Here is a 25,761-nt window from a genome sequence, read left to right on the forward strand (position 1 = left end):
TCAATCCAGCGATGCGCCGGACGCCTTGACGATGCGCGCCCACTTGGCGATATCCTCGCGCAGCAGGGCCGCCATCTGGGCGGGCGGCACGGGCCTGTCCGCCGGCCCGGCCAGCTCCACGCCCGAGGCTTCGAGCTTGCCCCGCAGATCGCCGGCCGCCAGCGCGCGGGCCATGCCGTCCTGCAACTGTGCCAGCACCGGTGCGGGCACGCCTTCAGGCGCAAAAAGACCCACCCACAGCGTGCCGTTGTAGCCGGGCACGGTCTCGCCAATGGTGGGCACATCGGGCAGCAGCGGCGATCGCGTCGCGCCGCTCACGGCCAGCGCACGCAGCCGGCCGGCCTGGATATGGGGCAGGGTCGATGGCAGGCTGCCGAACAGCAGCGGCACCTGCCCGCCCAGCACATCGTTGAGCGCCGGCGCCACGCCCTTGTAGGGCACATGCTGCAGCTGGATGCCCGCCATGCTGTTGAGCATCTCGCCCAGCAGATGGTTGAGCGTGCCGTTGCCGGCCGAGGCATAGCGGAACTCGTCGGGCCGGCCCCGGGCCATGGCGATCAGCTCGGGCACGGATTTGGCCGCAAAGCCGGGATGGGCCAGCAGCACATTGGGCACGGAGCCGATCAGGCCGATGGGCCGGAAGTCCTTCACCGGATCGAAACCCGGCTTGCGGTACAGCGCGGGGTTGATGGCCTGGCTGCTGCTGATGGTCATCAGCAGGGTATGCCCGTCGCGCGGCGCCTTGGCCACGGCCTGGGTGCCGATGTTGCCGCCCGCGCCGGGCCGGTTCTCGACCACCACGCTGGCGCCCAGCACCTCGGCCAGCTTCTGGCTCACCAGCCGGCCCACGATGTCGTTGGTGCCGCCCGGCGCCTGCGGGACGATCATCACGATGGGCCGCGCGGGCCAGGCCTGGGCATGGCCCAGCAGGGGCAAGGCGAGTGCAGTTGCCAGCAGGCTTCGGCGGCGCAAAAGGCTCGACGGCAGGGGAAAGGAAGAATCCGGCATGGTCATGTCTCCATTTGTTCTTGTCGCAAGCCCGCATGGTTGCCCGTGCCGGGCCAGCGCACAATCGCGCATTTCCTGACCCGGCCTTCGGAATTGACAAAGCCTTGACCCCGCCCATGCCCTCTTCGCCCTTCATGCCCCTCATGCATTTCGACCTGACGGACCTGCGCCTGTTCGTGCATGCCGCCGAACTGGGCAGCCTCACGCGCGCCTCGCAAAGACAGCACCTGTCCCTGGCCGCAGCCAGCCTGCGCATCAAGGCGCTGGAGGAGCAGGCGGGCATGCCCCTGCTGTACCGGGAGGCGCGCGGCGTGCGGCCCACGCCGGCCGGCGAAGCCTTCCTGCACCACGCGCGCGGCATGCTGCTGCAGTCCGAGCAGCTGCGCCACGACCTGCAGGAGTACGGCGCCGGCCTGCGCGGCCATGTGCGGGTGTTTGCCAACACCACGGCTGTGACCGATTTCCTGCCCGAGATCCTGCCCGCCTTTCTTGCCGACCACCCGCGCGTGAATGTGGACTTGCAGGAGCGGCCCAACGCCGAGATCGCGCGCGGCGTGCTCGACGGCCGGGCCGACCTGGGCATCGTGGCCGGCCAGGTGGACACGCTGGGCCTGCAGACCATCCACTTCAGCACCGACCGGCTGGTGCTGGCCACGCCGCGCGGCCACCGCTTTGCGCGGCGCAAGCGCATTGCGTTTGCCGAGACGCTGGACGAGGACGCCATCGGCATGCAGCAGGGCAGCACGCTGCAGACATTTCTGGCAGGTGTGACCGAGCGCCTGGGCAAGCCCATGAAGCTGCGCATACAGCTGTCCAGCTTCGACGCCATGTGCCGCATGATCGGCGCCGGCGTGGGCATAGGCATCGTTCCCGAGAGCGCCGCGCGGCGCAACCGCGAAAGCATGGGGCTGGCGCTGATCGATCTGACAGACGCCTGGAGCGTGCGCGAGCGCCGCATCCTCGTGCGCGACCAGGGCCGGCTGCCGCGCCATGCGCAGGCCCTGATCGAGGTGCTGCAGGCCTACTACGCCGCGCCTGCCGTCTCCTGAGCCTGCGGCGCACCCTGCTCCATCAGGCTGGACAGCGAAAGGACCTGCCCGCCGCCCGCATCGAAGTTGCCCGGCTCCAGCCAGCGCTGGTAGGCCGCGCGCAGCGCCGGCCATTCGCTGTCGATGATGGAGAACCAGGCCGTGTCGCGGCTGCGGCCCTTGTAGACCACGGCCTGGCGGAACACCCCCTCGAACCGGAAGCCCAGGCGCGCCGCTGCGGCACGCGACGGCGCGTTCAGGCTGTCGCACTTCCACTCGTAGCGGCGGTAGCCCAGCTCGTCGAAGGCGCGCTGCATCAGCAGGAACTGCGCCTCGGTGGCCGCACGCGTGCGCTTGAGCTGGCGCGAGTAGCAGACAAAGCCCACTTCCATCACGCCGCTGGCCGTGTCCACGCGCATCAGCGCCAGCGAGCCGATGGCACGGCCCGTGGCCAGGTCGATGACGGCGTGGTGCAGCGGGTCATCGCTGGCCTGGGCGGCCTCGGCAAAGCGCAGATAGGCCTCGGCATCCGCGAAGGGGCCTACCGACATGTATGTCCAGTCGCTGGCGTCCGGCGCCTGGCTGAAGGCATCGAACAGATCGGCTGCATGGCGCGCGGCGGACAGCGGCTCCAGCCGGCAGTAGCGGCCTTGCATGGGCGTGCGCGGCGGGCGCTGGCGTGGGGTCCAGTTGGGAAGGTCGTGGCCTACGGGTTGGGAGTGGGCATTGAGTGCGGGGGGCATGGGAGATTCCTGGTCAGGTCATTTGGCAGGGCCACGATAGCGCTGGCGTGGCATCATTGAAAGCGCCATATCCCCCTTATTTCATGGTGCCACGCCATCCATTGCATGCACGCCTCCGACCTGCTGACCAGTCCCTTGCAATCCGGCCCTGGAGCGGCTCCCCGCCAGCGCCAACTGATCCAGCGCCTGAAGCAGGCCATCCTGGCGGGCCGCCTGCCGGCCGGCGACCGCCTGCCGGCCTCGCGCGCGCTGTCGGAGGATCTGGGAGTCTCGCGCAACACCGTGCTCATCGCCTACGAGCAACTGGCGGCCGAAGGCTATGTGGTCGCCGACCGGCAGGGCACGCGCGTGGCGGCTGTATCCACCCATTCCACGGCAGCCGCCGAGGCGGCCGCCGCGCCCCCCTGCGCACCCCGCACGGCACGGCGCCTGGACCGCATCGCGCCCACGCGCCATGCCATCGACCGCAGCCTGCCCCTGACGCCGGGCACGCCCGCGCTGGACAGATTCCCCCTGCCCGCCTGGCGCCGTTCGCAGGACCGCGCATTGCGCCTTCCCGCCAGCGCCACGCTGGACTATGGCGACCCTGCGGGCGAGCCCGCACTGCGCCAGGCCATTGCGCAGCACCTGCGCATCTCGCGCGGCGTGCGCTGCGATGCCTCGCGCATCATCGTCACCGAAGGCGCCCAGGGTGCGCTGGACCTGTGCGTGCAACTGCTCACCAACCCGGGCGACCATGCCTGGCTGGAGGAGCCCGGCTACCGGGGCGCCAAGTCGGCCTTTGCAGGGGGTGACCTGTGCGTCAGCACACTGCGCGTGGATGCGGATGGCGCAGCCATCGCGCCCGGCCTGTGGGACAGCCATCCTCCACGGCTGATCCAGATCACGCCATCTCACCAATATCCCACGGGCGCCGTGCTGTCGGTGGCGCGCCGGCTGGACCTGCTGGAGCGCGCGCGCCGTGCCGGCGCCTGGATCATCGAGGACGACTACGACAGCGAATTCCGCCACCAGGGCACGCCCATCGCAGCCATGCAGGGCCAGGTGCCGGACGCGCCCGTGCTCTACGTGGGCACCTTCAGCAAGACCATGTTCCCGGCACTGCGCCTGGGCTTTGTGGTGCTGCCGCAGGCCCTGGCCACCAGCGCGGCATCCGCCGTGCAGGAGATGCTGCGCGGCGGCCACCGCCTGGAGCAGCTGGCCATGGCGGACTTCATGGAAAGCGGCCAGTTCTCGCGCCACCTGGGCCGCATGCGGCGCCTGTACCGCGAGCGCCAGGCAGGCCTGCGCGAGGCGCTGGCCACGCAACTGGGCGTGGAGCATGAGGTGCTGGGCGGCCACGGCGGCCTGCATCTGACGGTGCGGCTGCCGCCGGACCTGTCCGACCGTGCCATCGTGGAGCAGGCGCGGCGCGCCGGCATGAACCCGGGCGCCCTCTCGTCCTTCGCCCTGGCACCGCTGCCGCAGGACAACGGCCTGGTGATCGGCTATGGCAACACCGATGCCGCGCGCTTCGGCGCGCTGGTCAGGCAGCTGGGCAAGCTGGCGGCAGCTGCGTTACCGCGCTAGCCGCGCCGCGGCTCCAGCAGCTATGCCTCCTCCGAACGCGTGCTCACCCCTGCCTGCGCAAAGCTGGCCATCTCGCCCAGCATGGCGCAGGCCGACACCAGCAGCGGCCAGGCCAGGGCCGCGCCCGAGCCTTCGCCCAGGCGCAGCTGCCAGTCCAGCAGCGGCTCGGCACCCAGGTGGGCCAGCATGCGCACATGGCCGGGCTCGCCCGAGCGGTGCGAGAAAACGCAGCGCTCCAGCACGGCCGGCTGCAGGCGGCTGGCCACCAGCACGGCGGCCGTGGTGATGAAGCCATCGACCACGATGACACGGCGCTCGGCGGCGGCCTGCAGCACGGCGCCCACCATGGTGGCGACCTCGAAGCCGCCCATGGCCGCCAGCGCGTCCAGCGGTTCCGTGGCCTGGGCGTGCAGTTGCAGCACCTCCTGCAGCACCCCGATCTTGCGGGCCAGCCCGGCTGCATCCAGGCCGGTGCCCGCACCCGTGACCTCGGCCAGCGGTTCGCCGCACAGCCGCGCCAGCAGCAAGGATGCGCTGGAGGTATTGCCGATGCCCATCTCTCCCAGCAGCAGCGCATTGCCCGGCAACTGGCGCACCAGGGCCGCGCCGTTGCGCAGGGCCATGGCGCATTCGGCGGCCGTCATGGCCGGGCCCTGGCTGCAGTCGCGCGTGCCGTAGCCCAGCTTGCGGCGCCACAGGCGCGGCTGGCCGGGCTGGGGAAGCTTGTCGTCGGGGTCCTGCTCACGCGCGGGAAAGTCGCGCGCCACGCCGCAGTCCACCACGTTCAGCGCCAGCCCATGCTGGCGCGCCAGCACGCTGACGGCGGCGCCGCCGGCCATGAAGTTCTCGACCATCTGCCAGGTCACATCCACCGGATAGGCCGACACGCCGCGCGCAGCCAGCCCATGGTCGGCAGCAAACACCAGCATCTGCGGCTGCTGCAGCACCGGGCTGTCCTGGCCCAGGATGCAGGCAATGCGCAGCGCCAGCTGCTCCAGCCGCCCCAGTGCGCCCAGCGGCTTGGTCTTGTGGTCTATGGCGTGCTGCACGCGCTGGGTGAAGGCGGCATCGGCCAGCGAGGCGATGGCGGGAATAGCGGCTATAGCGGTAGTGGTGGCAATGGAGCCATCGTGCGAGTGTTCTGTGGGTGCAGCGGAATGCGGGGTGGGCGTTGACATGGCGAAGCGGCCTTGGCCCGGAGCGGGCGTGGCGGGCGGATTGCAAAGGCGCAAGTATGGCGCGCCGCGCAACTCCGGCAGAACCATCGGTCTCTTTCCTGCCGCCATGGACGGTCTGGGCGTCGATTGCCGCAGCAGGCCGTACAGGCCGCACCGTTCTGAGACAATCGCTGCCACACGTGTCTCCCCAGCCCCCCACTCCCTCCATGACGGTTTCCTTCTCGGCCATCCAGCCCGGTCTCAAGCTTGCGGACCAGGTTGCCCGGCAGCTGGAGGCGCGCATCCGCGCCGGCAATCTGCAGCCGGGGCAGAAGCTGCCGACCGAGGCCGAGCTCGTGCAGCAGCTCGAGGTCAGCCGCACCGTGGTGCGCGAGGCGGTGTCCCAGCTCAAGTCGCGCAACCTGGTGGAATCGCGCCAGGGCAGCGGCGTGTTCGTGAAGGCGGCGGGCATAGAGCCACTGGACTTCGAAGGCCTGCCGGCGGCTGGCAGGAATGCGCTGATACAGATCACCGAGGTGCGCCGCGCGCTGGAAGCCGAGGTGGCCGAACTCGCGGCGCGGCGGCGCAGCGAAGAGGACATGCAGCGCATCCACGATGCGGAGAGTGCCCTGGCCGAGGCCGTGCGGCTGGGCCGTGATGGCGTGGAGGAAGACATGGCGTTTCACCGCGCCATTGCCCAGGCTTCGGGCAATCCCTTCCTGATCAGCACGCTGGACTACCTGTCGCAGTTCCTGCGCGGCGCCATGCGCATCACGCGCGCCAACGAGGCGCGGCGCGAGGACTTCGGCAAGGCCGTGGAACGCGAGCACCACAGCATCGTGCTGGCCATCGAGGCCGGCGACCCCAAGGCCGCGCGCAAGGCCGCCGCCACGCACATGGGCAACGCCATAGACCGCATCCACCGCGCCGACGCCAGCTTCTGGGAGCAGGACGGCGAACGCCTGGCCCGCGACATCCTGGCCGCCAAGCCCTGAACCTCCGAAACCATCCCCTTGGCGCATGGCCAAGGGTTTCCACCTTGTTTGGATTTTTGCGCAAAATTTGTATGATGACCTGATGACAATATCAGTCACACCTCTTTTTGCAGCCGGCACACCTGGCCTTTGCCTGGGCGTTCACCCATGAGCGACGAATCCCGCATCCGCGAGCAGATCTGCGCGACCGGCGCCAGCCTCTACCAGCGCGGCTACACCGTCGGCGCGGCCGGCAACATCAGCGCGCGCCTGCATGACGGCTGGCTGATCACCCCCACCGACGCCTGCCTGGGCCGGCTCGACCCGGCCGAGCTGTCCAAGGTCGATGCCGGCGGGCAGTGGGTCAGCGGAGCCAAGCCCTCCAAGACCCTGGTCCTGCATCGAGGCATCTACGCCAATGACGGCGAGGCGCGCGCCGTCATCCACACGCATTCCACGCATCTCGTGGCGCTGACGCTGTCCGGCGTCTGGCGCGAGGACGAGGTGCTGCCGCCCATCACCCCCTACCAGGTCATGAAGGTGGGCCGCATCCCGCTGATCCGCTACCGCCGGCCCGGCGATCCGCAGGCCGCCGCCGAGGTGGCCGCGCTGGCCGGCCAGGTGCGCGGCGCCTTGTTCGAGCGCCTGGGCCCCGTGGTCTGGGAACGCTCGGTGGAGCAGGCCAGCCATGTGCTGGAAGAGCTGGAGGAGACCGCAAGGCTCTGGCTCATGACCCATCCCCGGCCGCAGCCCCTGGACGCGGCCGCCATCGACGAGCTGCGCACCACCTTCGGGGCGCGCTACTGATTTGCACCGCGGCGCCCACGGCCGCATTCCACCACCCAGCCCATCCACAGCCGCGCAGCCGCCAGGCGGCGCATCAAGCGGCGAACCCAAGGGAGACTTGAAATGACGACAACGGATATCGCATCCGGCCAGGCCGGGGCCGCCCCGCGCCAGCCCGACTCGCTGGAGACGGCACGCGCCTACGCCAAGGTGTTCTGGCGCCTCGTGCCGTTCCTGATGCTGTGCTATGTGATCGCCTACCTCGATCGCGTGAACGTGGGCTTTGCCAAGCTGCAGATGTCCCAGGACCTGGGCTTCAGCGAGACCGTGTTCGGCCTGGGCGCAGGCGTGTTCTTCATCGGCTACTTCCTCTTCGAGGTGCCCAGCAACCTGCTCATGCACCGCCTGGGCGCGCGCGTCTGGATCGCCCGCATCATGATCACCTGGGGCATTCTGTCGGCCATGTTCATGTATGTGGAAACGCCCACGGGCTTCTACATCCTGCGCTTTCTGCTGGGCCTGGCCGAGGCGGGCTTCTACCCCGGCGTGATCCTGTACCTGACCTACTGGTACCCGGCCCACCGGCGCGCCAAGATCGTGGCGCTGTTCATGTCGGCCATCCCCGTGGCCGGCATCTTCGGCAACCCGCTGTCGGGCTGGATCATGCAGGCCTTCCACGGCGACCATGGCCTGCACGGCTGGCAGTGGATGTTCCTGATCGAGGCCATCCCCGCCCTGGTGATCGGCGTGGTGACCATCTTCTATCTGGACAACGGCATCTCCAGCGCCAAGTGGCTGACGGCCTCCGAAAAGCAGCTGCTGGCGCGCGAGATCGAGCTGGACCAGCAGCACTCAGGCGCCCAGAAGCATTCGCTCAAGGCCGTTTTCGCCGACCGCCGCGTCTGGTGGATGTGCCTGATCTACTTCGCCTTCGTCGCCGGCCAGTACGGCCTGACCTTCTGGATGCCCACGCTGATCAAGTCCACGGGCGTCACGGGCGCGCTGAACATCGGCCTGCTCAGTGCCATTCCCTTCCTGTGCGCCATCGTGGTGATGAACCTCATGGGCCACAGTGCCGACAAGCGCCGCGAGCGCCGCTGGCACCTGATCGTGCCCGCGCTGATGGGCGCCGTGGGCTTTGCGATGACGGCCTTCTTCGCCGACAACACCGTTCTTTCCCTGATCTTCCTGTCGCTGGCCGCAGCCGGCGTGCTGACCTGCGCGCCGCTGTTCTGGTCGCTGCCCACGGCATTTCTGTCGGGCACGGCGGCAGCGGCGGGCATTGCCATCGTCAACTCGGTCGGCAACCTCGCGGGCTTCGCCAGCCCTTACATGATCGGCTACCTCAAGGACCTGACCCAGTCCACGCAGGCCGGCATGTTCGTGCTGGCGGGGGTGCTCGTGGTGGGCGCCATCGCGGTCTGGCTCACCCCCGCAAAGATGGTCAACCGCTGACCGGCCCTTCTTCCCATCCCTCAAGCTCCAAGCCCCAAGACACATGAAAGTACTGATCACCGGCGGCGCCGGATTCCTGGGCCAGCGCCTGGCCCGCAAGCTGCTCGAACAGGGCGCGCTGACGCTGGCCGGCACCCGCTGGCCCATCCACCAGATCGACCTGCTCGACGTGGTGGCCACCCACGCGATTGACGACACGCGCGTGCGCTCCCTGGTGGGCGACATTGCCGACCCGCAGGTGCTGCGCGGCGCCATAGACCAGGACACGGCCGTGATCTTCCATCTGGCCGCCGTGGTCAGCGGCCAGGCCGAGGCCGACTTCGAGCTGGGCATGCGCATCAACCTCGATGCCTCGCGCGCCCTGCTGGAGACCTGCCGCGCCGTGGGCCACATGCCGCGCGTGGTCTTCACCAGCTCGGTGGCCGTCTACGGGGGCGACCTGCCCGACACCGTGCTGGACGGCACGGCCCTGAACCCGCAGTCCTCCTACGGCACGCAAAAAGCCATTGCCGAGCTGCTGCTGGCCGACTACACGCGGCGCGGCTTTGTCGACGGCCGCGTGCTGCGCCTGCCCACGATCAGCGTGCGCCCGGGCCGGCCCAATGCGGCCGCCTCGTCGTTTGCCAGCGGCATCATCCGCGAGCCCCTCAACGGCGAGGCGGCCAACTGCCCCGTGGGTGCCACCACGCGGCTGTGGCTGCTGTCCCCGCGCCGCGCCGTCGAGGCCCTGGTCGCAGGCTGCGAGCTCGATGCCAGTGCCGTCGCCGACCGCCGCCCCATCAACCTGCCTGGCGTGTCCGTCAGCGCAGGCGACATGGTGCGCGCGCTGCGCGAAGTGGCTGGCGACGAAGTGGCCAACCGCGTGAGCTGGCAGCCCGACGACAAGGTCGAGCGCATCGTCGGCAGCTGGCCCGGCCGCTGGGATACCGCGCGCGCCAACCAGCTGGGCCTGCGCGGCGACGAGGACTTTGCGGCCATCGTGCGCGCCTACATCGCCGATGACCTGACACCGGCCAAGCCATGAGCAACGACACCTCCACACCACAGCCCGCAGCACGCTGCGTCGGCGTGATCGGCCTGGGCGCCATGGGCGCCGGCATGGCGCAAAGCCTGCGCCGCGCCGGCCACCACGTTCACGTCCACGACATCCGCCCCGAGGCCGCAGCCGCCTTCGCCGCCGAAGGTGGCACGGCCTGCGCCACGCTGGCCGACATGGCCGCCGCTTGCCTCATCATCGTCAGCGTGGTCGTCAACGCCCAGCAGACCGAGGCCGTGCTGTTCGGCGAAGGCGGCATCGCCCCCGCGTTGCAGCCCGGCTCCGTCTTCGTCATGTGCTCCACCGTGGACCCAAACTGGTCCGTGGCGCTGGAGGCCAGGCTGCAGGCACAGGGCGTGCACTACATCGACGCGCCCATCTCGGGCGGCGCGGCCAAGGCGGCGTCCGGGCAGATGACCATGATGACGGCAGGCCGCCCCGAGGCCTATGCCGCCTGCCAAGGCGTGCTCGACGCCATGGCCGCCAAGGTCTACCGCCTGGGCCACAGCGCGGGCGCGGGCAGCAAGGTCAAGATCATCAACCAGCTGCTGGCCGGCGTGCACATCGCGGCAGCGGCCGAGGCCATGGCCCTGGGCCTGCGCGAAGGCGTCGATGCCGCCGCGCTCTACGAGGTCATCACCCACAGCGCCGGCAACAGCTGGATGTTCGAGAACCGCATGGCCCACGTGCTGGCCGGCGACTACACCCCGCTGTCGGCCGTGGACATCTTCGTCAAGGACCTGGGCCTGGTGCTGGACACCGCGCGCCACAGCAAATTCCCGCTGCCCCTGGCCTCCACGGCCCACCAGATGTTCATGCAGGCATCCACCGCCGGCCATGGCCGCGAGGACGACAGCGCCGTCATCAAGATCTTCCCGGGCATCACCCTGCCCCAGGCTCCATCGGAATCCCCATGACCCTTCTTCTGGGCTGCATAGCCGACGACTTCACGGGCGCCACCGATCTGGCGAACAACCTGGTGCGCGCAGGCATGCGCGTGGTGCAAAGCATTGGCGTGCCTGCCGGCCCGGTGGACGAGGGCGTGGACGCCGTCGTTGTCGCGCTCAAATCGCGCACCATCGCGCCGGCCGATGCCATTGCGCAATCGCTGCAGGCCCTCGAATGGCTGCAGGCCCAGGGCGCCAATGGCCGCGCGCCGCAGATCTACTTCAAGTACTGCTCCACCTTCGACAGCACGCCGCAGGGCAACATCGGCCCCGTGACCGATGCGCTGATGGACGCGCTGGGCTGTGGCTTCACCATCGCCACACCGGCCTTCCCCGACAACCAGCGCACCGTCTTCAAGGGCCACCTGTTCGTGGGTGATGTGCTGCTCAGCGACAGTGGCATGCGCAACCACCCGCTCACGCCCATGACCGATGCCAACCTGGTGCGCGTGCTGCAGGCGCAGACAGGGCGCAAGGTAGGGCTGATCGACCATGTGGCCGTCGCGCAGGGCGAGGCCGCCATCCGCGCGCGCATCGCCGCACTCCAGGCCGAGGGCGTGGGCATGGCCGTGGTCGATGCCGTCTCCAACGACGACCTGCTGCGCCTGGGCCCGGCCCTGGCCGGCATGCCGCTTGTCACGGCGGGCTCGGGCGTGGCCATCGGCCTGCCCGCGAACTTCGGCATCCAGCCCACGGCCCAAGCCGCTGCCCTGCCAACCGCCACCGGCCTGCAGGCGGTCGTCTCGGGCAGCTGCTCGGTGGCCACCAATGCACAGGTGGCGCACTTCATCGCCTCGGGGCGCCCTGCCCTCGCGCTGGAGCCCCTGCGCATCGCCGCTGGCGAGGACGAAGCCGGCAAGGCCCTGGCCTGGGCCCGCCAGCACATCGCCAGCGGCCCGGTGCTGATCTACTCCACGGCCGAATCCTCGGCCGTCAAGGCGGTGCAGGGCCGTCTGGGCGTGGAGCAGGCCGGCGCACTGGTCGAACAGACCATCGCCGCCATCGCCCGGGGGCTGGTCGAGATGGGCGTGCGCCAGCTCGTCGTGGCCGGTGGTGAAACCTCGGGCGCCTGCGTGCAGGCGCTGGGCATCGAGCAGATGCGCATAGGGCCGCAGATCGACCCTGGCGTGCCCTGGTGCCATGCCGCCTCGCCCCTGGCGCCGCAGGGCCTGCACCTCACGCTCAAGTCCGGCAACTTCGGCACCACGGACTTCTTCACCAAGGCCTTCGGCGCGTTGCAGCGCGCCTGATGCCACACTCAGCCTCCGTTTTCAGGAAAGCTTTCATGCCCCGTTTCGCCGCCAACCTGTCCATGCTCTACAACGACCTGGACTTTCTTGACCGCTTCGAGGCCGCCGCGCGCGACGGCTTCCAGGCCGTCGAATACCTGTTCCCCTACGACTTCGCGCCCGAGCAACTGGCCCGGCGCCTGCAGGACCACGGCCTGCAGCAGGTGCTGTTCAACGCCCCGCCCGGCGACTGGAATGCGGGCGAGCGCGGCCTGGCCTGCATCCCCGGGCGCGAAGCGGAATTTGCCCAGGGCATGGAACGCGCCGTGGCCTACGCCCAGGCCCTGGGCTGCCCGCGCATCCACGTCATGGCCGGGCTCAAGCCCGCAGGCGCCAGCGATGACATCCTGCGCGCCACCTACATCGCCAACGTGAGCCACGCCGCACGGCTGGCCGCGCCCCACGGCATCGCCATCCTGCTGGAGCCCATCAACGGCCGGGACATGCCCGGCTTCTTCCTGAGCCGCCAGGACCAGGCCCATGCGCTGCTGGCCGACATCGCAGAGCCCAATGTCCAGGTCCAGATGGACCTCTACCACTGCCAGATCGTCGAAGGCGACCTCGCCATAAAGATCCGCCAGTACCTGCCCACGGGCCGCGTGGGGCATGTGCAGATCGCAAGCGTGCCCGAACGCCACGAACCCGACGTCGGCGAGGTCAACTACCCCTACCTGTTCCGCCTGCTGGACCAGCTGGGCTACGACGGCTGGATAGGCTGCGAATACCGCCCCGCGCGCGGCGCGGCGGCGCACGCCACCAGCGAGGGGCTGGGGTGGATGAAGGAGTGGCTGTAGCTGTAGCGTCTGCTGCGGCAGCCCGTCATCCGCCAGGCACGGGAGGATGGGGCGGATAGCTGTCCTGCGTATCCGCCGCCTGCGTTCAGGAGTACTCCAGATCGCTGTGCTTGCCGACCACCAGCCGGCCGGCCGACAGCGACATCATCAGCAGCGCAATCGCCTCATGCATGATCAGCGTGTGCGTGTTGCCGGTCTCCACCATCTTGCTGCGCAGCGATTCGCGCACCTGCAGGGAGCCGGTCACGTCGATGATGATGTCCACCGCCGCGTCCACCAGTTCCATGAACCGGGTGGTGACCGGCACGCCGCGCGCGCGTGCCAGTGCGATGCCGGGCTGGTTCAAATCCAGGTCGGCCACCCCGAGCAACTGCACGAAGGGCGCGTCCAGCAATTGCTGCAGCAAGGGAGTGCCGGTCTGCCCCGCACCAATGACCACGATCCGGAAGGCTTGCATGGGATGAATCCTTTTTCCATATGGGAAGTACGGCGCCATCATAGAAATGCCTTGCCGGTGCGCGCCGGTCCGGGACAGGTGGAATGGGTTTGTATGACCCAGATCAAATCCGGTGGACAGGGGCGTGGTGGCGGGCCAGGTCTCTGCGGTCGAGGTTCGATACCGGCTGCCTGCAGCAGGGACCACACCACAGGCTGCTGACGCGAGAGCCTGCATTCGCCCACAAAAAAACCCGCCGGCTTCGTGGCCCGGCGGGTTTTCTCAGGTAAACAACAGCCAGCGCTGTTATTGCCTTACAGGAACCTGCTCCGTGTACTCGCGCAGCACGCCGCCGCCTTCGACGGAGCCGCTGACCTGACCGTCCTTGACGCGCTCCACGCAAGAGCGGCGGTCGCCTTCGTTCTTGAAGACATCGCAGCGGGCCACGGCATTGCGCTGGAAGTGGTCGCCCGACTGGACGCCACCTCGGCGCGATTGCTCCTGGACGGCTGCAGCCTCGTGCTGGGCAGGGTCGCGGCGGTCATAGCCGCGCTTGGCGGGCCCCTTGGGCTCGGCGTGCTTCTTGTGGTGGTGATGGGGCTTGGCCTTTTCCGCAGCGGGTGGCGGGGGCGGCATGCCATCGGGGCCAGGGGCGGGCTGGGCAGCGGCCAGTCCGGCCATGCCAAGCACGGCGGCGCCAATACACAGCTGCAGGGGACGAATCCATGGGTTCTTCATAGCTTCACTCCATTCCTCGTGAAAAAAGTCAAGGCCCAAGCATGCGTGTTTTCCAGCTCCCCATTTATCGGTACAGCACGGCTGCGCATGCAGGCCATGGCCTACAGCTTGCCGTGCCCCCTGCAAGCGGCCCCTGACATGGGTCAAGCCTGGTGCGCAAACCAGCGCTGCACGCCTTCGGCCATGCGTGCGAAGACGCTGTCCAGCGTGGGCACCTCGGCGCCCCACAGGGCGCGCAGCACCTCGGCGTTCTCGAACAGGCCGTGCCAGTAGCAGCCCGCGATGCGGCCGTCAGGGCTGTGCCACAGCAGGCCGGGCACGGGCTCGGCCACGGCACTGCCAGCGGCCACCATGTCGGGGCGCACGCTGGTCTGGCCGTGGTGGATTTCATAGACCTGCGCCTGTACGCCAGACAGCGGCGCCAGCGCACCCGGCAGCGGCGGCAGTTGCACGCTGGCGGGCAGCACGGTCTTGTCGGGCGCGAACAGGGTCGTCAGCGGCAGAAGGCCCAGGCCGGCTGCGTTGCCGTCCACGCCATGCAGGTCGATCAGCGCCTCGCCCAGCATCTGCAGGCCGCCGCAGATGCCCAGCACCTGCCGGCCTGCCGCAGCATGTGCAGCAACGGCGGCATCCAGGCCCTGGGTCCGCATCCAGGCCAGATCGGCAGCCGTGGCCTTGGAGCCGGGCAGGATGATCCAGTCCGCGCCTGCCAGCTGGGCCGGCGTGCGCGCCCAGACCACGCGCAGGCCCGGCACCTGCAGCAGGGGCTGGAATTCGTCGAGGTTGCTGATGCGCGGGTAGGCAATGATGGCGATGGTGGTGTGCACGGCGCGCCCCGCCCCTCCTCCAGAGCCACGGTCGTCAAAGACGCCATCCTCCTCCGGCAGGCCATGCTGGAACTGCATGGGGATGGTGGCCACGGTGGGCACGCCGGTGCGCTCCTGCAGCATCTGCGGGGCGGGCGCCAACAGGCTGGCGTCGCCCCGGAACTTGTTGAGCACAAAGCCGCGGATCAGCGCCTGTTCTTCCGGCGGCAGCAGGGCCCAGGTGCCGTAGAGGTGGGCGAAGGCGCCGCCCCGGTCGATGTCGGACACCAGCAGGCAATGCGCGCCGCAGTGGCGCGCCACGCGCATGTTGACCACGTCGCTGGCATGCAGGTTGATCTCGGCCGGAGAGCCTGCGCCTTCGATGACGACCACATCGTTGTCGGCGCGCAGGCTGTCCAGCGCCTCGGCGATCTGCGGCCAGACGCGGGCGCTGCGGCCGCGCCAGGGCAAGGCCGAGAGTTCCTCGCTGACCCGGCCCAGCAGCACGACCTGGCTGCGCATGTCGGCCTCGGGCTTGAGCAGCAGCGGGTTCATGCGCACATCGGGCGCGCAGCCTGCGGCCAGGGCCTGCAGGTACTGTGCCGTGCCGATCTCGCCCCAGGCACCGCCCGGCGCGGAGACCACCCGCGCGTTGTTGCTCATGTTCTGCGCCTTGAAGGGCGCCACCTTGTAGCCCTGGGCACGGTACCAGGCGCACAGCGCAGTGGCCACCCAGCTCTTGCCGGCGCCGCTGCTGGTGCCCAGCACCATCACGCACAGTGCGGGGCGCTGGCCGGGCCTGGGCAGGGGCAGATTCACGGCGGCGGGTTCATTCGATTGCATGGTGTTTCTCCATTGGCTGCCAGGCGGCCAGCAATGCGTTCTGGGATGCGGGCGCCAGCACGCCCATGCGCACGCAGCCGGGCAGGCCGAAGCTGTCGCAGTCGCGCAGCTTGATGCCCTGCGCGCGCAGTTGGGCCAGACGCGTCTGCATGGCGCCGCCCTGCTGGGCTTGCGGCCAGCGCGCCACAAAGTAATTGGCCTGCGAGCCGGGCAGTACCTGCCAGCCCAGGCGCTGCACCAGATCGAGCTGCTGCGCCTTCCAATCGCGCAGCCGTTGCAGGCTTTGCGCCAGCCATTGCCGGGTGGCCGGTGCGGTCCAGGCCGTGAGCATGGCCTCGCCATGGGCGCCCACGGGCCAGGATGGCGACAGGGCGCGCAAGGCATCGATCTCGTCGTGCGGCACGGCTTCGGGCGCAATGGCGTAGGCCGCGCGCACGCCGGTCATGCCCAGGGCCTTGTTGGGAGTCCACATCTGCCAAGCATCGCGCACCTGGGAGGGCACGGCGGGTTCCATGCCCGGCTCCAGTCTGAGGGGGGCATAGGCGCAGTCGATCACGCGCCAGGTGCCGGGCGGTGCAAGCTCGCTCCACAGGGGCCAGACATCCTCGGGCCGGCCCAGCGGGCTCGATGGTGCGCAGGCCCAGTGCAGGCCGGGGCCGGCTTCGGTGATGCCGTCGCGCGCGGCCAGGGGCAGGCGCCAGACCTGCGCCGCGTGGGCGTAGTCGCCGTAATGGTGGGCCGGCAGGCTGGCGACGGCCGCGCCCTCGCGCGCTGCATGCATGGTGATGCGGTGGATGAAGTCGCTGGCGCTGGCAGCGATGACGATGCGCCTGGCCGCAACGCCATGAAAGTCCGCAAGGCGCGCACGCAGCGCCGTGTACTGCGGGTCGGGGTACTGGGCCGCGTGTGCCTGGGACAGCGCATCCAGCGCCTGCGGGCAGGGTCCGCAGGCATTGCGGTTGGTGGAGAAATCGTGCGCGGGCACGCCCAGGGCATCCGTGCCCCCGTGGGTGACTGGGATCGGTTTCATGGTGTCCTTCCTGCCATCGCCCATCCAAGGACCAGGGCGGCGGCCAGCGCTGCAGCCACCAGCATGGCGACCACGCGGCCCGCATGCGCCACGGCCTGCTGCAGCTCGGCCGCCTGCGGCACGCGGCCTGCGGGGTTGAGCACGTAGACGCCGGGCTTGCCCAGGCGCACGCCCAGCAGCCTTGCCATGGCGCCCATGGGCCAGCCGCCGTTGGGCGACGGGGTGATGCGCGCGTCCTGGCGCAGCGCACCCCAGCCTGGCCGCCGGCCGGCGGCCAGGCTGGACAAGGCCAGCAGCAAGGCGGTCAGGCGCGCCGGTATCCAGTTGAGCAGGTCATCGGCACGCGCCGTCCATTTGCCGGCCCATTGCCAGTGGCGCCGGTCATCGCCCTGCCCGCGCCAACCCGGGTAGCCCCACATGGCATCGGCCGTATTGGCAAAGCGGTAGAGGGCCGCGCCCGGCAGGCCGGCCACGGCAAACCAGAACAGCGGCGCCAGCACCGAGTCGCTGAGGTTCTCGGCCAGGGTTTCGATGGCGCTTTCGCGCACCTGGCCAGCGTCGAGCCGTGCCGTGTCCCGGCTGACCAGCCAGGTCAGCCGCTCGCGGCCTGCGGGCAGGGATTGCTGCAGTGCGGCTTCCACGGCCAGCACCTCGTCGCGCAGCATGCGCCAGGACAGAAGTGGCTTGAGCAGCACGCCCAGCACCAGGGCGCCCAGCCACCAGGGCATGGGCGGCAGCAGCCACTGGATGAACGCGTAGATGGCGAAGAACAGCAGAGCCAGCAGGCCCCAGGCGATTGCGCCCAGCGCAAAGCGTGGCCAGTCGCGCACATGTTCTTCGCGTGGGGCAATTCTTCGCCCAACCGCAGCCAGCAGCCGGCCCATGGCGACCACGGGGTGCATCCACACGGGCGGCTCCCCCCAGAGCCGGTCGATCAGCAGGGCCACGGGAACGGCCAGCGCGGCGGCCAGGGCGTGGCGCGCCCAGGGTTCGGCTTGGACCTGGGCCTGCGGCTGCGACAGCGCCTGCCAGCACCACCACAGCGGGCTGAGCGCGGCGCCCAGCAGTTGCCAGGAAGGGCTGTCGCTCATGCCTGCGGCTGCGGGCCGGCGGCGCGCTGGCCCCAGAAGTCGTCGTAGAGCATGTCCTGCAGCGGTGCGCGGCTGGCCCACTTTTGCTGCTGCAGCATGGGCTCGGCATAGTAGGCCGACACGGGGCCCAGGCACAGCACGGCCAGCGGCCGGCTGCCCACGGGCATTTGCAGCAGCGCGGCCAGCACCTCGGGATCGAACAGCGAGACCCAGCCCAGCCCCAGCCCCTCGGCACGCGCGGCCAGCCACAGGTTCTGGATGGCGCAGGCGGCCGAAGCCACGTCCATCTCGGGCAGGGTGCGCCGGCCGAAGACATGGGCCTCGCGCCCTGGCGGCATGGCCACGACCAGCACCTCGGCCGCATCCAGCACACCCTGGACCTTGAGCTGCATGAAGTCTTCCTCGCGCTCGCCCAGCGCACGCGCGGTCTGCAGGCGTTCCTGCTCGATCACGGCATGGATCTCCTGGCGCAATTGCGCATCGCGCACGCGGATGAAGCGCCAGGGCTGCATGAAGCCGACGCTGGGCGCATGGTGGGCGGCGCGCAGCAGGCGCAGCAGCACCTCGGGCGCGACTTCGCCGCCGCAGAAGTGGCGCATGTCACGCCGCTCATGGATGGCTCGGTAGACGGCTGCCCGCTCGGCCTCGGCAAAGGGTTGGGCGGGAATGGTCTCTGGCGCCCGGGATTGCGTTTCGCTGCTCATGCCGCCATTGTCCGCCGCAGGCCGGGCCTGCGGGCGGCATCAGTCCTCAATACCACGCTGGGCGGGAATGCCGGCCTGGAAGGCGTGCTTGACCAGTTCCATGCGCGTGACGGTATCGGCCACGGCAATGATTTCCTCGGGGCAGCGGCGGCCCGTGAGCATGACGTGCACATGGCGCGGGCGGTCGGCCAGGGCCTGCAGCACAGGCTCCAGCGGCAGCCAGCCATAGATCAGCGGATAGGTGATTTCGTCGAGCACGACCAGGAAGTGCTCACCCGAGAGGATGGCGGTGCGCGCACGCTCCCAGCCCTCGCGCGCGATCTGGGCCGACCGCTCATGGTCCTGGCTCTTCCAGCTGAAGCCGTCGCCCAGGCCCTCGATGGGCATGCCCAGCTGCTCGAACATGCGGTGCTCGCCAAAGCGCGCGGTAGGCACCTTCATGAACTGGAAGATCTTGACGGACTTGCCTCGGCCATGCGCGCGCAGGGCCAGGCCGAAGGCCGCCGTGCTCTTGCCCTTGCCGTCGCCGGTGTTCACCAGCACCAGGCCACGGCGTTCGCCTTCGGGCTTTTCATAGGGCTTTTCCGTCGGGGCCTGTTCGATCTGCATGGGTCTGTCATCCTCAAAAGTTGCACGCGCTGCGGCGGGCATGCGCCGCAGCGGAGCGCCACTTTAACCGAGGCGGACGCCCAGCCGGCGCTGCAGGGCACGCACGGCGCTGTCCACCGTGGTGAGCACGGGCAGGCCCGTAGCGGCCTCGCAGGCGGCGCGGGCACGCGCCATGCTGAACTGGGCCAGCGCAATGCGCGTGCAGCCACGCGCGGCCAGGGCCCTGGCCTGCTCGACCACCAGGCGGTCATGCGTGGCGGTGTCGCCCCGGTTGAGCGCGTCCATGGCGCCATCGGCCAGGGCGGGCACGAGTTCGATGCCGGCCGGAAACTCCGGCGGCATGGACTGCAGCGTGGGCGCGAAGCTGGAGATCAAACCCAAGGCCCCCTGCTGGCCCTGCACGGCCTCTTCGATCATGGCCTCGTTGGGCTTGAGCACGGGCAGCGGCGCATGGCGCGCGGCCACGGCCTCGATGCAGGGGCCAAAGGCCGAGCAGGTGAACAAGATCCCCTGCGCGCCCGTGTCCACGGCGTACTGCGCAAGGCGCTGGAAACGCTCGTGCATGGCGGCGTCCAGCCCGCGCCCGTTGCGCGCCAGGTCGGCCGAGAGGCTGTCGTCCAGCAGGTTCATGCGAACCGCCTCGGGCCAGTCGCGCGCAAAGGCTTCGTTGATGGGAGCGACGGAGTGGCTGAGGGCGTGGATGAGGGCGATGCGGGTCATGGATGCGTGCAATAAGTTCAGATGCCCTTGGACGAGGGATGGGCGAAGGCCTCGCGCGTCTCGGCGTTGAGCGGGTAGTTGATGTTGATGTTCCTGGGCGGGATGGGCGACATGAACCAGCGGTTGTAGAGCTTTTCCATCTCGCCGGACTGCATCATGCCCGTCACCACGCGGTCCACGATGGACTTGAAGCCGGCATCGTCCTTGCGCAGCATCAGCGCCTGGTTCTCGGTGCGCAGGCTTTCGCCGGTGATCAGGTAGTCCTGCGGGTTCTTGGCATTGGCGATCTGGCCGGCGAGCAGGATGTCATCCAGCACGAAGGCCTGGGCACGGCCGCTCTCCACCAGCATGAAGGAGTCCGAATGGTCCTTGCCCGAAAGGTTGGTGATGTCGAGGTTGCGGCCCCGGTCCGCCTCGCGCAGCAGGCGAAAGGACGTGGTGCCCGCCGTCGTCGCCACGGTCTTGCCCTGCAGGTCGGCGACGGAGCGCAGCCCCGAGTCCGCACGCACCAGCATGCGCACGTTGTAGCGGAAGATATCTGGCGAGAAGGCCACCTGCTTTTGCCGCTCCACCAGGTTGGTGGTGGAGCCGCACTCCAGGTCCACCGTGCCGTTGGCCACCAGCGGGATGCGGTTGGCCGAGGTCACGGCCTGATAGCGCACCTGCAGTGCGGGCAACTTGAGCTGGGCCTTGACCTCGTCCACGATGCGCCGGCAGATGTCCATGCTGTAGCCCACGGGCTTGAGATCGCCATCCAGATAGGAAAAGCCGAACGAGGACTCGCGGTAGCCCAGCGTGATGGCCCCGGCCTGCTGGATCTTGGCGAGCGTGCCGCTGTCCTGGGCATGGCTGGCGGCCAGCGGCAGCAGCGCGGCGATCAGGGCGCTGGTCACGGCCAGGGCCGTGCGCTTCAGGGTCGGGCGGGATGGGGTCATGGGGACACTCCTGTGGCAGGGTTGGGGAAAGCGTGGGAAAGCGTGGAAGTGCGCGCGAGCGCAGGAACGGATCAGAGAACCTGGGCGAGTGCGGCCTCGATGGACTCGGCCAGGCGCGTGGCAATGGTCTGCAGCTGTTCCCGCGTGGCGATGAAGGGCGGCGCCAGCAGCACGTGGTCGCCCGCACGGCCATCGGCCGTGCCGCCGCCGGGGTAGCACAGCAGGCCGCGCTGCATGGCTTCGGTCTTGATGCGGGCGTTCAGCTTCAGGCCTGCATCGAAGGGCGCCTTGCTGGCGCGGTCGGCCACCAGCTCCACGCCCCAGAAGAAGCCGCGCCCGCGAATGTCGCCAACGTGCTCGCCCACGCGGCGGTGGCTGCCCAGGGCCTGCGCCAGCATCTGCCCGAAGGCTTCGCCATCGGTACGCACCTTGTCCAGCAGGCCGTCGCGCCGTATCACGCGCTGCACGGCCAGCGCCGCCGCGCAGGCCACCGGGTGGCCCAGGTAGGTATGGCCGTGCTGGAAGAAGCCGCTGCCGCGCGACATGGCATCCACGATGCGCCCCTGCGCCAGCACCGCGCCCACGGGCTGGTAGCCGCCGCCCAGGCCCTTGGCCACGGTGATCAGGTCGGGCACCACGCCTTCCTGCTCGCAGGCATGCAGGGTGCCCGTGCGGCCCATGCCGCACATGACCTCGTCCAGGATGAGCAGCACGCCGTGGCGGTCGCACACCTCGCGCACGGCCTTGAAGTAGCCGGGCACGGGCGTGAGCACGCCGGCCGTGGCGCCGCCCACCGTCTCGGCCACGAAGGCGATCACGCTGCGCGGGCCGTGGACGCCGATGGCCGCATCCAGTTCGTCGGCCAGGCGCTGGCCGTATTGCTCTGGGGTTTCATCGTCGCGCTGGTCGCGGTAGGCATTGCAGGGCGAGACATGGGTGGCCGGCACCAGGATGGGCGCGAACGGCGCGCGCCGCCAGGCATTGCCGCCCACGGCCAGCGCACCCAGCGTGTTGCCGTGGTAGCTCTGGCGGCGCGCGATGAAGTGCGTGCGCTCGGGCTGGCCGATCTCCACGAAGTACTGGCGCGCCATCTTGAGCGCGGCCTCCACGGCCTCGGAGCCGCCGCTGACCAGGTAGGCGTGGCTGGTGCCTTCGGGCGCGCCGCGCACCAGTTCCTGCCCCAGTTCCTCGGCCACCGCGGTGGTGAAGAAGCTGGTGTGGGCATAGGCCAGCCGGTCGATCTGGTCATGCATGGCGGCGATCACGTCGGGATGACCGTGGCCCAGCGAGGACACGGCCGCGCCGCCCGAGGCATCGATATAGCTGCGCCCCTGCGCGTCGCGTATCTCCAGGCCGCTGGCGGCGACGGCGACGGGGGGCGTGTGGTGCAGGTGACGATGGAACACATGGCTCATGGCAGTTCTTTCAAGGAACAAATGTTTCATCGCATTATTTGACGGAACATTTGTTCCGTCAACAGAGATTTCAACCACAGCCGTTCCAAGCCGGCCCGCGCCTGGGCTACAGTCGGCGCAGCCAATACCGCCCTTTTCCCCTCCTTTCTCCTGAAAACCCATGTCCGTTCAAGACGACATCCGCCAGCGATTTGCCGAGCTGAGCCCGGCGCTGCAACAGGTGGCCCGCTTCGTGCTGGAGCATCCCAACGATGTGGTCACGGCCTCCATGCGCAGCGTGGGCACGCGCGCCGGCAGCCCGCCCGCCACGCTGGTGCGGTTTGCGCAGTGGCTGGGTTTTGACGGCTGGCCGCAGCTCAAGCAGGCCTTCGCGCATGACATGGGACTGGGCAGCGACGAGGCCTACGGCCAGCGCGCCAAGGCCCTGGTGGGCCGCGCTGGCGACCATGACCTGGTGGGTGAGACCTTCGAGGTGCACCGCCGCAATCTGGAGGCCACCGAGCGGCGCCTGGGCGACGCCCTGCAGCAGGCCTGCGCACTGCTGGAAAAGGCCCGCAGCGTGCATGTGGCGGGCTTTCGCGCCAGCTACCCCGTGGCCTTTTCATTTGTCTATGTGTACCGGCTGCTGCGCGCCAGCGTGCACCTGCTGGACGGCCAGGGCGGCACGCTGGAGATGCAATGCCGCGCCATGGAGCGCGGCGACGCCCTGCTGGTAGTCGCCTTTGCGCCCTACTCGCGCGAGGCGCTGGCCGTGGCCCAGGCCGCCAGGGATGCGGGCTGCCGTATCGTGGCGCTGACCGACAGCCCCGCCTCGCCCCTGGCGCTGCTGGCCGACGCCACGCTGCTGTTTTCGCTGCACAGCCCGTCGTTCTTCCCCTCCATCACCTCGGCCGTGGCGCTGTCCGAGGCCCTGGTGGAACTGCTGGCCAGCCGCGCCGGCAAAGGCGTGGTGCAGCGCATCGACCAGGCCGAGGAGCAATTGTTTGCCAGCGGTGCGTATCTGGAGGCACCTCGGTCGAGGAAAGCCGGTCGCGACTAGCCCAAGGCCGAAGCCGCCATTTGCGCCACAGCCATCGCAGCGCCAGGATCGTCACCGTCTTCCATGCTCCAGACGGCAGACAGTCCCGACCAGGCCAGCACCCATTGCAACAGGCGCCTTTGCTCTATGCCCGAGACTTCGGCAATGGTGGCCATGCGGTGCGCAAAGCGTCCCGGCGCCAGCGCGCTGGCGGGGTCGGGATTGCTCAGGATGTTGGCGTAGTCGAAGCCGCGCTCACCGTGCAGGCCCTTGGGGTCGATGGCCAGCCAGCCCAGGGGTCGAAGTCCAGCACATTGCCGTGGTGAAGGTCACCATGCAGCACGGTCACGTCGCGCGGTGCGGCCAGCAGCTCGCGCGCCGTGGCGGCGCACAGGCCGAGCAGGCTGGCGGTTCCATGGCCTTGTGCAAGCAATGCATGGAACCACTGCGTCAGCGGCACCAGGGGTGGCAAAGCCTTGGCGCGCGGCAGGTGCAGGCGCTTGGCAGCGGTGCACAGGATGCGCGTGGCCTGCTCATCGCGCACGCCACGGGCCATGTCCACCAGCGATTCGGGTCCTGTGGCGCGCAGCATCAGCAGGGCCGGCCCTTCATGGGCCAGCACAGGCGCGGCACCATCGCCATTCCACCAGGCCATCAGGCGGGCGCCGGCCACCTCTTCGGGCTCCAGCGCAATCTTGAGCATGGCGGGCGTGCCGCCCTGGCGCACGGGCAGCAACACACCGCGCGGCGTGGACAGGGGCTGGCCATCGATGGTCAGAGCCCAGCGGCTCAGATACGGCGCATGGAGAGACATTTTTTTCTAACAGGCGATCAGGCAGCTGCAGCTTGCCCCCGCAGCCGTGGCAGGGCCAGCCACTGCCCGTCGATGGCGCGGATGCGCAGCCGGTGCTCGAACACGGCCTCCAGCGCCGCATGCGTGGCCGCGTCGGCGCAGGCGCCCTGGTGCAGCACCTGCCCCTTGTCGAGAATGACCAGTTCCTGGGCCTGCAAGGCCATCGATATCTCGTGCAGCACGCTGACCACGGTGCAGCCCTGGGTGACCAGGGCCTGCACGCATTCGAGCCAGTCGGCCTGGTGTGGCGGGTCGAGGTTGGCCAGGGGTTCGTCCATCAGCAGCACGCGGGCCTGCACGGCCAGGGCGCGCGCCAGCAGCACGCGCTGGCGCTCCCCGCCCGAGAGACTGCCCACGCTGCGCATGCGCCAGTCCCAGCCCTGGGTCTGGCGCAGGGCCTGCTCCACGGCGGCATGGTCTGCCTGGCTGGGCGCAGCCAGCCAGCCCTGGTGCGGCAGGCGGCCCAGCATGACCACGTCATGGACCCGCATGTCGCCGGCCACGGGCTGGTTCTGGCCCAGCCAGGCGAGCGAGCAGGCCCGTTCGCGCGCACTCCATTGCCGCAGCGGGCGGCCCAGGAGCTCCACCTCGCCTTGCACGCCAGCGCCGGACTCCATGCCTGCCAGGGCGCGCAGCAGCGTGGATTTCCCGGCGCCGTTGGGGCCGACGATGGCGGTCCAGCGGCCGGTGGGCAGGGCCAGGTTCAGGCCGCCCAAGACTTGTCGATCGCCCAGGCGAACCTTCAGCGCGCGCGCTTGCAGGGCGGGGACCGTCATGCACCCTCCCCGCCGCGCAGGGCGTGGCGGCGGTGCATGAGCCACAGCAGGTAGCTGCCTCCCAGCAAGGCCGTGAGCGCGCCCACGGGCAGCTCCTGCGGGGCGATGAGCCAGCGCGCCAGCAGGTCGGCGGCCAGCAGCAGCACGGCACCCATGCCCGCGCTGAGCACCAGCAGCCAGCGGTGCATGGACCGCACCATGGAGCGCACCAGATGCGGCGCGGCCAGGCCGACGAAGGCGATCAGCCCGGTCTGCGCCACGGCCGTGCCCGTGGCCAGGGCCAGCAGCAAGATAAGCACCATGCGCAGCGGCGCCAGCGGCAGGCCCAGGCTGTGGGCCGTGGCCTCGCCCAGGGACAGGCCGTCGAGCACGCGGCCCAGGCACCAGGCGCCCAGGGTGGTGGCCAGCAGCACGGCCAGCATCAGCGCGCAGGCGCCCCAGCCGATGAAGGAGGTGCTGCCCAGCATGAAGGCCTGCATGGCCTGCATGATGTCCGGGTTCATCAGCAGCACCAGGGACGCGGCCGCGCCCAGAACCACCCCCACCACCACGCCGGCCAGCAGCAGGCGCATGGTGTTGTGCACGCCCTGGGCCAGCACCAGGGTCAGCAGCACGGCCAGGGCCGCGCCCGCAAAGGCCGCACCCGTGACACCCAGGCGCGCCAGGCCCGCCAGTGCGAAGGGCGAGGCGCCCAGCGCCGCCATGCTCAATGCAACGCCCAGCGAGGCGCCCGAAGCGCTGCCCAGCAGATAGGGATCGGCCAGCGGATTGCGGAACACGCCCTGGGCGATGGCCCCGGCCAGCCCCAGCAGGCCGCCCGCCAGCCACGCGCCCGCCGTGCGGGGCAGCCGGATCTCGGTGACGATCTGCCAGGACAGCGGATCGCTGCGCGCCGCCCAAACGCTTTCCCAGCCCGTGCTGCCCACGCCCGCGCCCAGCAGCATGAGCAGAGCACTCATGACCAGCAGGGCCAGTGCCATCCAGGGCGCGGCCAGGCCGCG

The 25,761-nt window shown here is 69.7% G+C and carries 25 protein-coding genes and 1 pseudogene; 10 read left to right on the plus strand and 16 right to left on the minus strand.

What is annotated here, in order from left to right:
• The gene (locus tag IAE24_RS12945) at positions 1–1,008 is read right to left on the minus strand and encodes a tripartite tricarboxylate transporter substrate binding protein (RefSeq protein ID WP_199961435.1); all 1,008 of its coding nucleotides are present in this window, start codon (positions 1,006–1,008) and stop codon (positions 1–3) included.
• Between the two features lie 143 nt (positions 1,009–1,151).
• Here IAE24_RS12945 and IAE24_RS12950 point away from each other — a divergent pair, with 143 nt between their 5' ends.
• Positions 1,152–2,057: a LysR family transcriptional regulator gene (locus IAE24_RS12950; RefSeq protein WP_026062687.1), complete on the plus strand. Its 906-nt coding sequence runs from the start codon at positions 1,152–1,154 to the stop codon at positions 2,055–2,057.
• Here the strand turns inward: IAE24_RS12950 and IAE24_RS12955 are convergent.
• Entirely contained in the window at positions 2,033–2,779 is a 747-nt protein-coding gene (locus IAE24_RS12955; RefSeq protein WP_199961436.1) for a GNAT family N-acetyltransferase, read from the minus strand. The genes IAE24_RS12950 and IAE24_RS12955 overlap by 25 nt on opposite strands.
• Before the next feature lie 105 nt (positions 2,780–2,884).
• Between IAE24_RS12955 and pdxR the strand changes: the two genes are divergently transcribed.
• A complete protein-coding gene (gene pdxR / locus IAE24_RS12960; RefSeq protein ID WP_199961437.1) occupies positions 2,885–4,348 on the plus strand; it encodes a MocR-like pyridoxine biosynthesis transcription factor PdxR in 1,464 nt (487 codons plus the stop codon).
• A 20-nt stretch (positions 4,349–4,368) separates the two neighbouring features.
• On the opposite strand, the gene cobT is transcribed toward pdxR, so the two are convergent.
• The gene (cobT, locus tag IAE24_RS12965) at positions 4,369–5,613 is read right to left on the minus strand and encodes a nicotinate-nucleotide--dimethylbenzimidazole phosphoribosyltransferase (RefSeq protein ID WP_233626280.1); all 1,245 of its coding nucleotides are present in this window, start codon (positions 5,611–5,613) and stop codon (positions 4,369–4,371) included.
• Between the two features lie 119 nt (positions 5,614–5,732).
• Here cobT and IAE24_RS12970 point away from each other — a divergent pair, with 119 nt between their 5' ends.
• From IAE24_RS12970 to otnI, 7 genes are all read left to right on the plus strand, one after another.
• A complete protein-coding gene (locus IAE24_RS12970) occupies positions 5,733–6,500 on the plus strand; it encodes a FadR/GntR family transcriptional regulator (RefSeq protein ID WP_013803197.1) in 768 nt (255 codons plus the stop codon).
• Between the two features lie 147 nt (positions 6,501–6,647).
• The gene (gene otnC / locus IAE24_RS12975) at positions 6,648–7,286 is read left to right on the plus strand and encodes a 3-oxo-tetronate 4-phosphate decarboxylase (protein WP_099734125.1); all 639 of its coding nucleotides are present in this window, start codon (positions 6,648–6,650) and stop codon (positions 7,284–7,286) included.
• A 102-nt stretch (positions 7,287–7,388) separates the two neighbouring features.
• Positions 7,389–8,720: an MFS transporter gene (locus IAE24_RS12980; protein ID WP_088165280.1), complete on the plus strand. Its 1,332-nt coding sequence runs from the start codon at positions 7,389–7,391 to the stop codon at positions 8,718–8,720.
• A 43-nt stretch (positions 8,721–8,763) separates the two neighbouring features.
• Positions 8,764–9,744, plus strand: a complete 981-nt coding sequence (denD, locus tag IAE24_RS12985) for a D-erythronate dehydrogenase (RefSeq protein WP_199961438.1) — start codon at positions 8,764–8,766, stop codon at positions 9,742–9,744.
• Positions 9,741–10,673: an L-threonate dehydrogenase gene (gene ltnD, locus IAE24_RS12990; RefSeq protein ID WP_199961439.1), complete on the plus strand. Its 933-nt coding sequence runs from the start codon at positions 9,741–9,743 to the stop codon at positions 10,671–10,673. The genes denD and ltnD overlap by 4 nt, the downstream gene beginning before the upstream one ends.
• Positions 10,670–11,953, plus strand: a complete 1,284-nt coding sequence (gene otnK, locus IAE24_RS12995) for a 3-oxo-tetronate kinase (protein ID WP_199961440.1) — start codon at positions 10,670–10,672, stop codon at positions 11,951–11,953. The genes ltnD and otnK overlap by 4 nt, the downstream gene beginning before the upstream one ends.
• Positions 11,954–11,988: 35 nt before the next feature.
• Positions 11,989–12,786: a 2-oxo-tetronate isomerase gene (gene otnI / locus IAE24_RS13000; protein ID WP_199961441.1), complete on the plus strand. Its 798-nt coding sequence runs from the start codon at positions 11,989–11,991 to the stop codon at positions 12,784–12,786.
• Between the two features lie 85 nt (positions 12,787–12,871).
• Here otnI and IAE24_RS13005 read toward each other — a convergent pair whose 3' ends face one another.
• From IAE24_RS13005 to IAE24_RS13050, 10 genes are all read right to left on the minus strand, one after another.
• Positions 12,872–13,243 carry an oxidoreductase gene (locus tag IAE24_RS13005; RefSeq protein WP_012204656.1) on the minus strand — a complete coding sequence of 124 codons (372 nt, stop codon included), beginning with the start codon at positions 13,241–13,243 and terminating at the stop codon, positions 12,872–12,874.
• 285 nt (positions 13,244–13,528) lie between these two features.
• Positions 13,529–13,960, minus strand: a complete 432-nt coding sequence (locus IAE24_RS13010; RefSeq protein WP_200016373.1) for a hypothetical protein — start codon at positions 13,958–13,960, stop codon at positions 13,529–13,531.
• Between the two features lie 143 nt (positions 13,961–14,103).
• Positions 14,104–15,609, minus strand: coding sequence for a cobyric acid synthase (locus IAE24_RS13015; protein ID WP_199139795.1), 1,506 nt, complete (start codon positions 15,607–15,609; stop codon positions 14,104–14,106).
• Entirely contained in the window at positions 15,596–16,639 is a 1,044-nt protein-coding gene (locus IAE24_RS13020) for an aminotransferase class I/II-fold pyridoxal phosphate-dependent enzyme (RefSeq protein ID WP_199961721.1), read from the minus strand. Before IAE24_RS13020 ends, IAE24_RS13015 begins: the two co-directional genes overlap by 14 nt.
• Positions 16,636–17,730, minus strand: coding sequence for an adenosylcobinamide-phosphate synthase CbiB (gene cbiB / locus IAE24_RS13025; RefSeq protein ID WP_199961720.1), 1,095 nt, complete (start codon positions 17,728–17,730; stop codon positions 16,636–16,638). Before cbiB ends, IAE24_RS13020 begins: the two co-directional genes overlap by 4 nt.
• Positions 17,727–18,434: a 5,6-dimethylbenzimidazole synthase gene (bluB, locus tag IAE24_RS13030; protein ID WP_012204651.1), complete on the minus strand. Its 708-nt coding sequence runs from the start codon at positions 18,432–18,434 to the stop codon at positions 17,727–17,729. The genes cbiB and bluB overlap by 4 nt, the downstream gene beginning before the upstream one ends.
• A 39-nt stretch (positions 18,435–18,473) precedes the next feature.
• Positions 18,474–19,043 carry a cob(I)yrinic acid a,c-diamide adenosyltransferase gene (cobO, locus tag IAE24_RS13035; RefSeq protein ID WP_063326617.1) on the minus strand — a complete coding sequence of 190 codons (570 nt, stop codon included), beginning with the start codon at positions 19,041–19,043 and terminating at the stop codon, positions 18,474–18,476.
• 63 nt (positions 19,044–19,106) lie between these two features.
• Entirely contained in the window at positions 19,107–19,763 is a 657-nt protein-coding gene (locus IAE24_RS13040) for an aspartate/glutamate racemase family protein (protein WP_013803211.1), read from the minus strand.
• Positions 19,764–19,780: 17 nt separating this feature from the next.
• Positions 19,781–20,698: an amino acid ABC transporter substrate-binding protein gene (locus tag IAE24_RS13045; RefSeq protein WP_141833864.1), complete on the minus strand. Its 918-nt coding sequence runs from the start codon at positions 20,696–20,698 to the stop codon at positions 19,781–19,783.
• Between the two features lie 71 nt (positions 20,699–20,769).
• Entirely contained in the window at positions 20,770–22,113 is a 1,344-nt protein-coding gene (locus IAE24_RS13050; protein WP_199961719.1) for an aspartate aminotransferase family protein, read from the minus strand.
• A gap of 160 nt (positions 22,114–22,273) precedes the next feature.
• On the opposite strand from IAE24_RS13050, the gene IAE24_RS13055 reads away from it, so the two are divergent.
• On the plus strand, positions 22,274–23,152 hold the full coding sequence (locus IAE24_RS13055; RefSeq protein WP_199961718.1) for a MurR/RpiR family transcriptional regulator: 879 nt from the start codon (positions 22,274–22,276) through the stop codon (positions 23,150–23,152).
• Here IAE24_RS13055 and IAE24_RS13060 read toward each other — a convergent pair.
• The 3 genes and pseudogenes from IAE24_RS13060 to IAE24_RS13070 all read right to left on the minus strand — a co-directional run bounded on the left by IAE24_RS13060 (position 23,149) and on the right by IAE24_RS13070 (position 25,740).
• Positions 23,149–23,945: pseudogene (locus IAE24_RS13060) on the minus strand (aminoglycoside phosphotransferase family protein). The gene IAE24_RS13055 and the pseudogene IAE24_RS13060 sit on opposite strands and share 4 nt — an antisense overlap.
• A gap of 17 nt (positions 23,946–23,962) precedes the next feature.
• Entirely contained in the window at positions 23,963–24,760 is a 798-nt protein-coding gene (locus IAE24_RS13065; RefSeq protein WP_199961717.1) for an ABC transporter ATP-binding protein, read from the minus strand.
• Positions 24,757–25,740, minus strand: coding sequence for a FecCD family ABC transporter permease (locus tag IAE24_RS13070; RefSeq protein ID WP_199961722.1), 984 nt, complete (start codon positions 25,738–25,740; stop codon positions 24,757–24,759). The genes IAE24_RS13065 and IAE24_RS13070 overlap by 4 nt, the downstream gene beginning before the upstream one ends.
• Positions 25,741–25,761: the final 21 nt, after the last annotated feature.

Source organism: Delftia sp. S65, from assembly GCF_016516495.1.
Taxonomy (GTDB): domain Bacteria; phylum Pseudomonadota; class Gammaproteobacteria; order Burkholderiales; family Burkholderiaceae_C; genus Comamonas; species Comamonas acidovorans.

Coding starts and splice junctions, on each gene's coding strand:
- cobT (WP_233626280.1), bottom strand. CDS start 5,613: ATGGTTCTGCCGGAGTTGCGCGGCGCGCCATACTTGCGCCTTTGCAAT.
- IAE24_RS13005 (WP_012204656.1), bottom strand. CDS start 13,243: ATGCAAGCCTTCCGGATCGTGGTCATTGGTGCGGGGCAGACCGGCACT.
- IAE24_RS13040 (WP_013803211.1), bottom strand. CDS start 19,763: ATGACCCGCATCGCCCTCATCCACGCCCTCAGCCACTCCGTCGCTCCC.
- bluB (WP_012204651.1), bottom strand. CDS start 18,434: ATGAGCAGCGAAACGCAATCCCGGGCGCCAGAGACCATTCCCGCCCAA.
- IAE24_RS13020 (WP_199961721.1), bottom strand. CDS start 16,639: ATGAAACCGATCCCAGTCACCCACGGGGGCACGGATGCCCTGGGCGTG.
- otnI (WP_199961441.1), top strand. CDS start 11,989: ATGCCCCGTTTCGCCGCCAACCTGTCCATGCTCTACAACGACCTGGAC.
- IAE24_RS13045 (WP_141833864.1), bottom strand. CDS start 20,698: ATGACCCCATCCCGCCCGACCCTGAAGCGCACGGCCCTGGCCGTGACC.
- IAE24_RS12955 (WP_199961436.1), bottom strand. CDS start 2,779: ATGCCCCCCGCACTCAATGCCCACTCCCAACCCGTAGGCCACGACCTT.
- IAE24_RS13050 (WP_199961719.1), bottom strand. CDS start 22,113: ATGAGCCATGTGTTCCATCGTCACCTGCACCACACGCCCCCCGTCGCC.
- IAE24_RS13065 (WP_199961717.1), bottom strand. CDS start 24,760: ATGACGGTCCCCGCCCTGCAAGCGCGCGCGCTGAAGGTTCGCCTGGGC.
- denD (WP_199961438.1), top strand. CDS start 8,764: ATGAAAGTACTGATCACCGGCGGCGCCGGATTCCTGGGCCAGCGCCTG.
- IAE24_RS12945 (WP_199961435.1), bottom strand. CDS start 1,008: ATGCCGGATTCTTCCTTTCCCCTGCCGTCGAGCCTTTTGCGCCGCCGA.
- otnC (WP_099734125.1), top strand. CDS start 6,648: ATGAGCGACGAATCCCGCATCCGCGAGCAGATCTGCGCGACCGGCGCC.
- IAE24_RS13055 (WP_199961718.1), top strand. CDS start 22,274: ATGTCCGTTCAAGACGACATCCGCCAGCGATTTGCCGAGCTGAGCCCG.
- IAE24_RS13010 (WP_200016373.1), bottom strand. CDS start 13,960: ATGAAGAACCCATGGATTCGTCCCCTGCAGCTGTGTATTGGCGCCGCC.
- IAE24_RS12970 (WP_013803197.1), top strand. CDS start 5,733: ATGACGGTTTCCTTCTCGGCCATCCAGCCCGGTCTCAAGCTTGCGGAC.
- cbiB (WP_199961720.1), bottom strand. CDS start 17,730: ATGAGCGACAGCCCTTCCTGGCAACTGCTGGGCGCCGCGCTCAGCCCG.
- pdxR (WP_199961437.1), top strand. CDS start 2,885: ATGCACGCCTCCGACCTGCTGACCAGTCCCTTGCAATCCGGCCCTGGA.
- cobO (WP_063326617.1), bottom strand. CDS start 19,043: ATGCAGATCGAACAGGCCCCGACGGAAAAGCCCTATGAAAAGCCCGAA.
- IAE24_RS12980 (WP_088165280.1), top strand. CDS start 7,389: ATGACGACAACGGATATCGCATCCGGCCAGGCCGGGGCCGCCCCGCGC.
- IAE24_RS12950 (WP_026062687.1), top strand. CDS start 1,152: ATGCATTTCGACCTGACGGACCTGCGCCTGTTCGTGCATGCCGCCGAA.
- otnK (WP_199961440.1), top strand. CDS start 10,670: ATGACCCTTCTTCTGGGCTGCATAGCCGACGACTTCACGGGCGCCACC.
- IAE24_RS13070 (WP_199961722.1), bottom strand. CDS start 25,740: ATGGCACTGGCCCTGCTGGTCATGAGTGCTCTGCTCATGCTGCTGGGC.
- IAE24_RS13015 (WP_199139795.1), bottom strand. CDS start 15,609: ATGCAATCGAATGAACCCGCCGCCGTGAATCTGCCCCTGCCCAGGCCC.
- ltnD (WP_199961439.1), top strand. CDS start 9,741: ATGAGCAACGACACCTCCACACCACAGCCCGCAGCACGCTGCGTCGGC.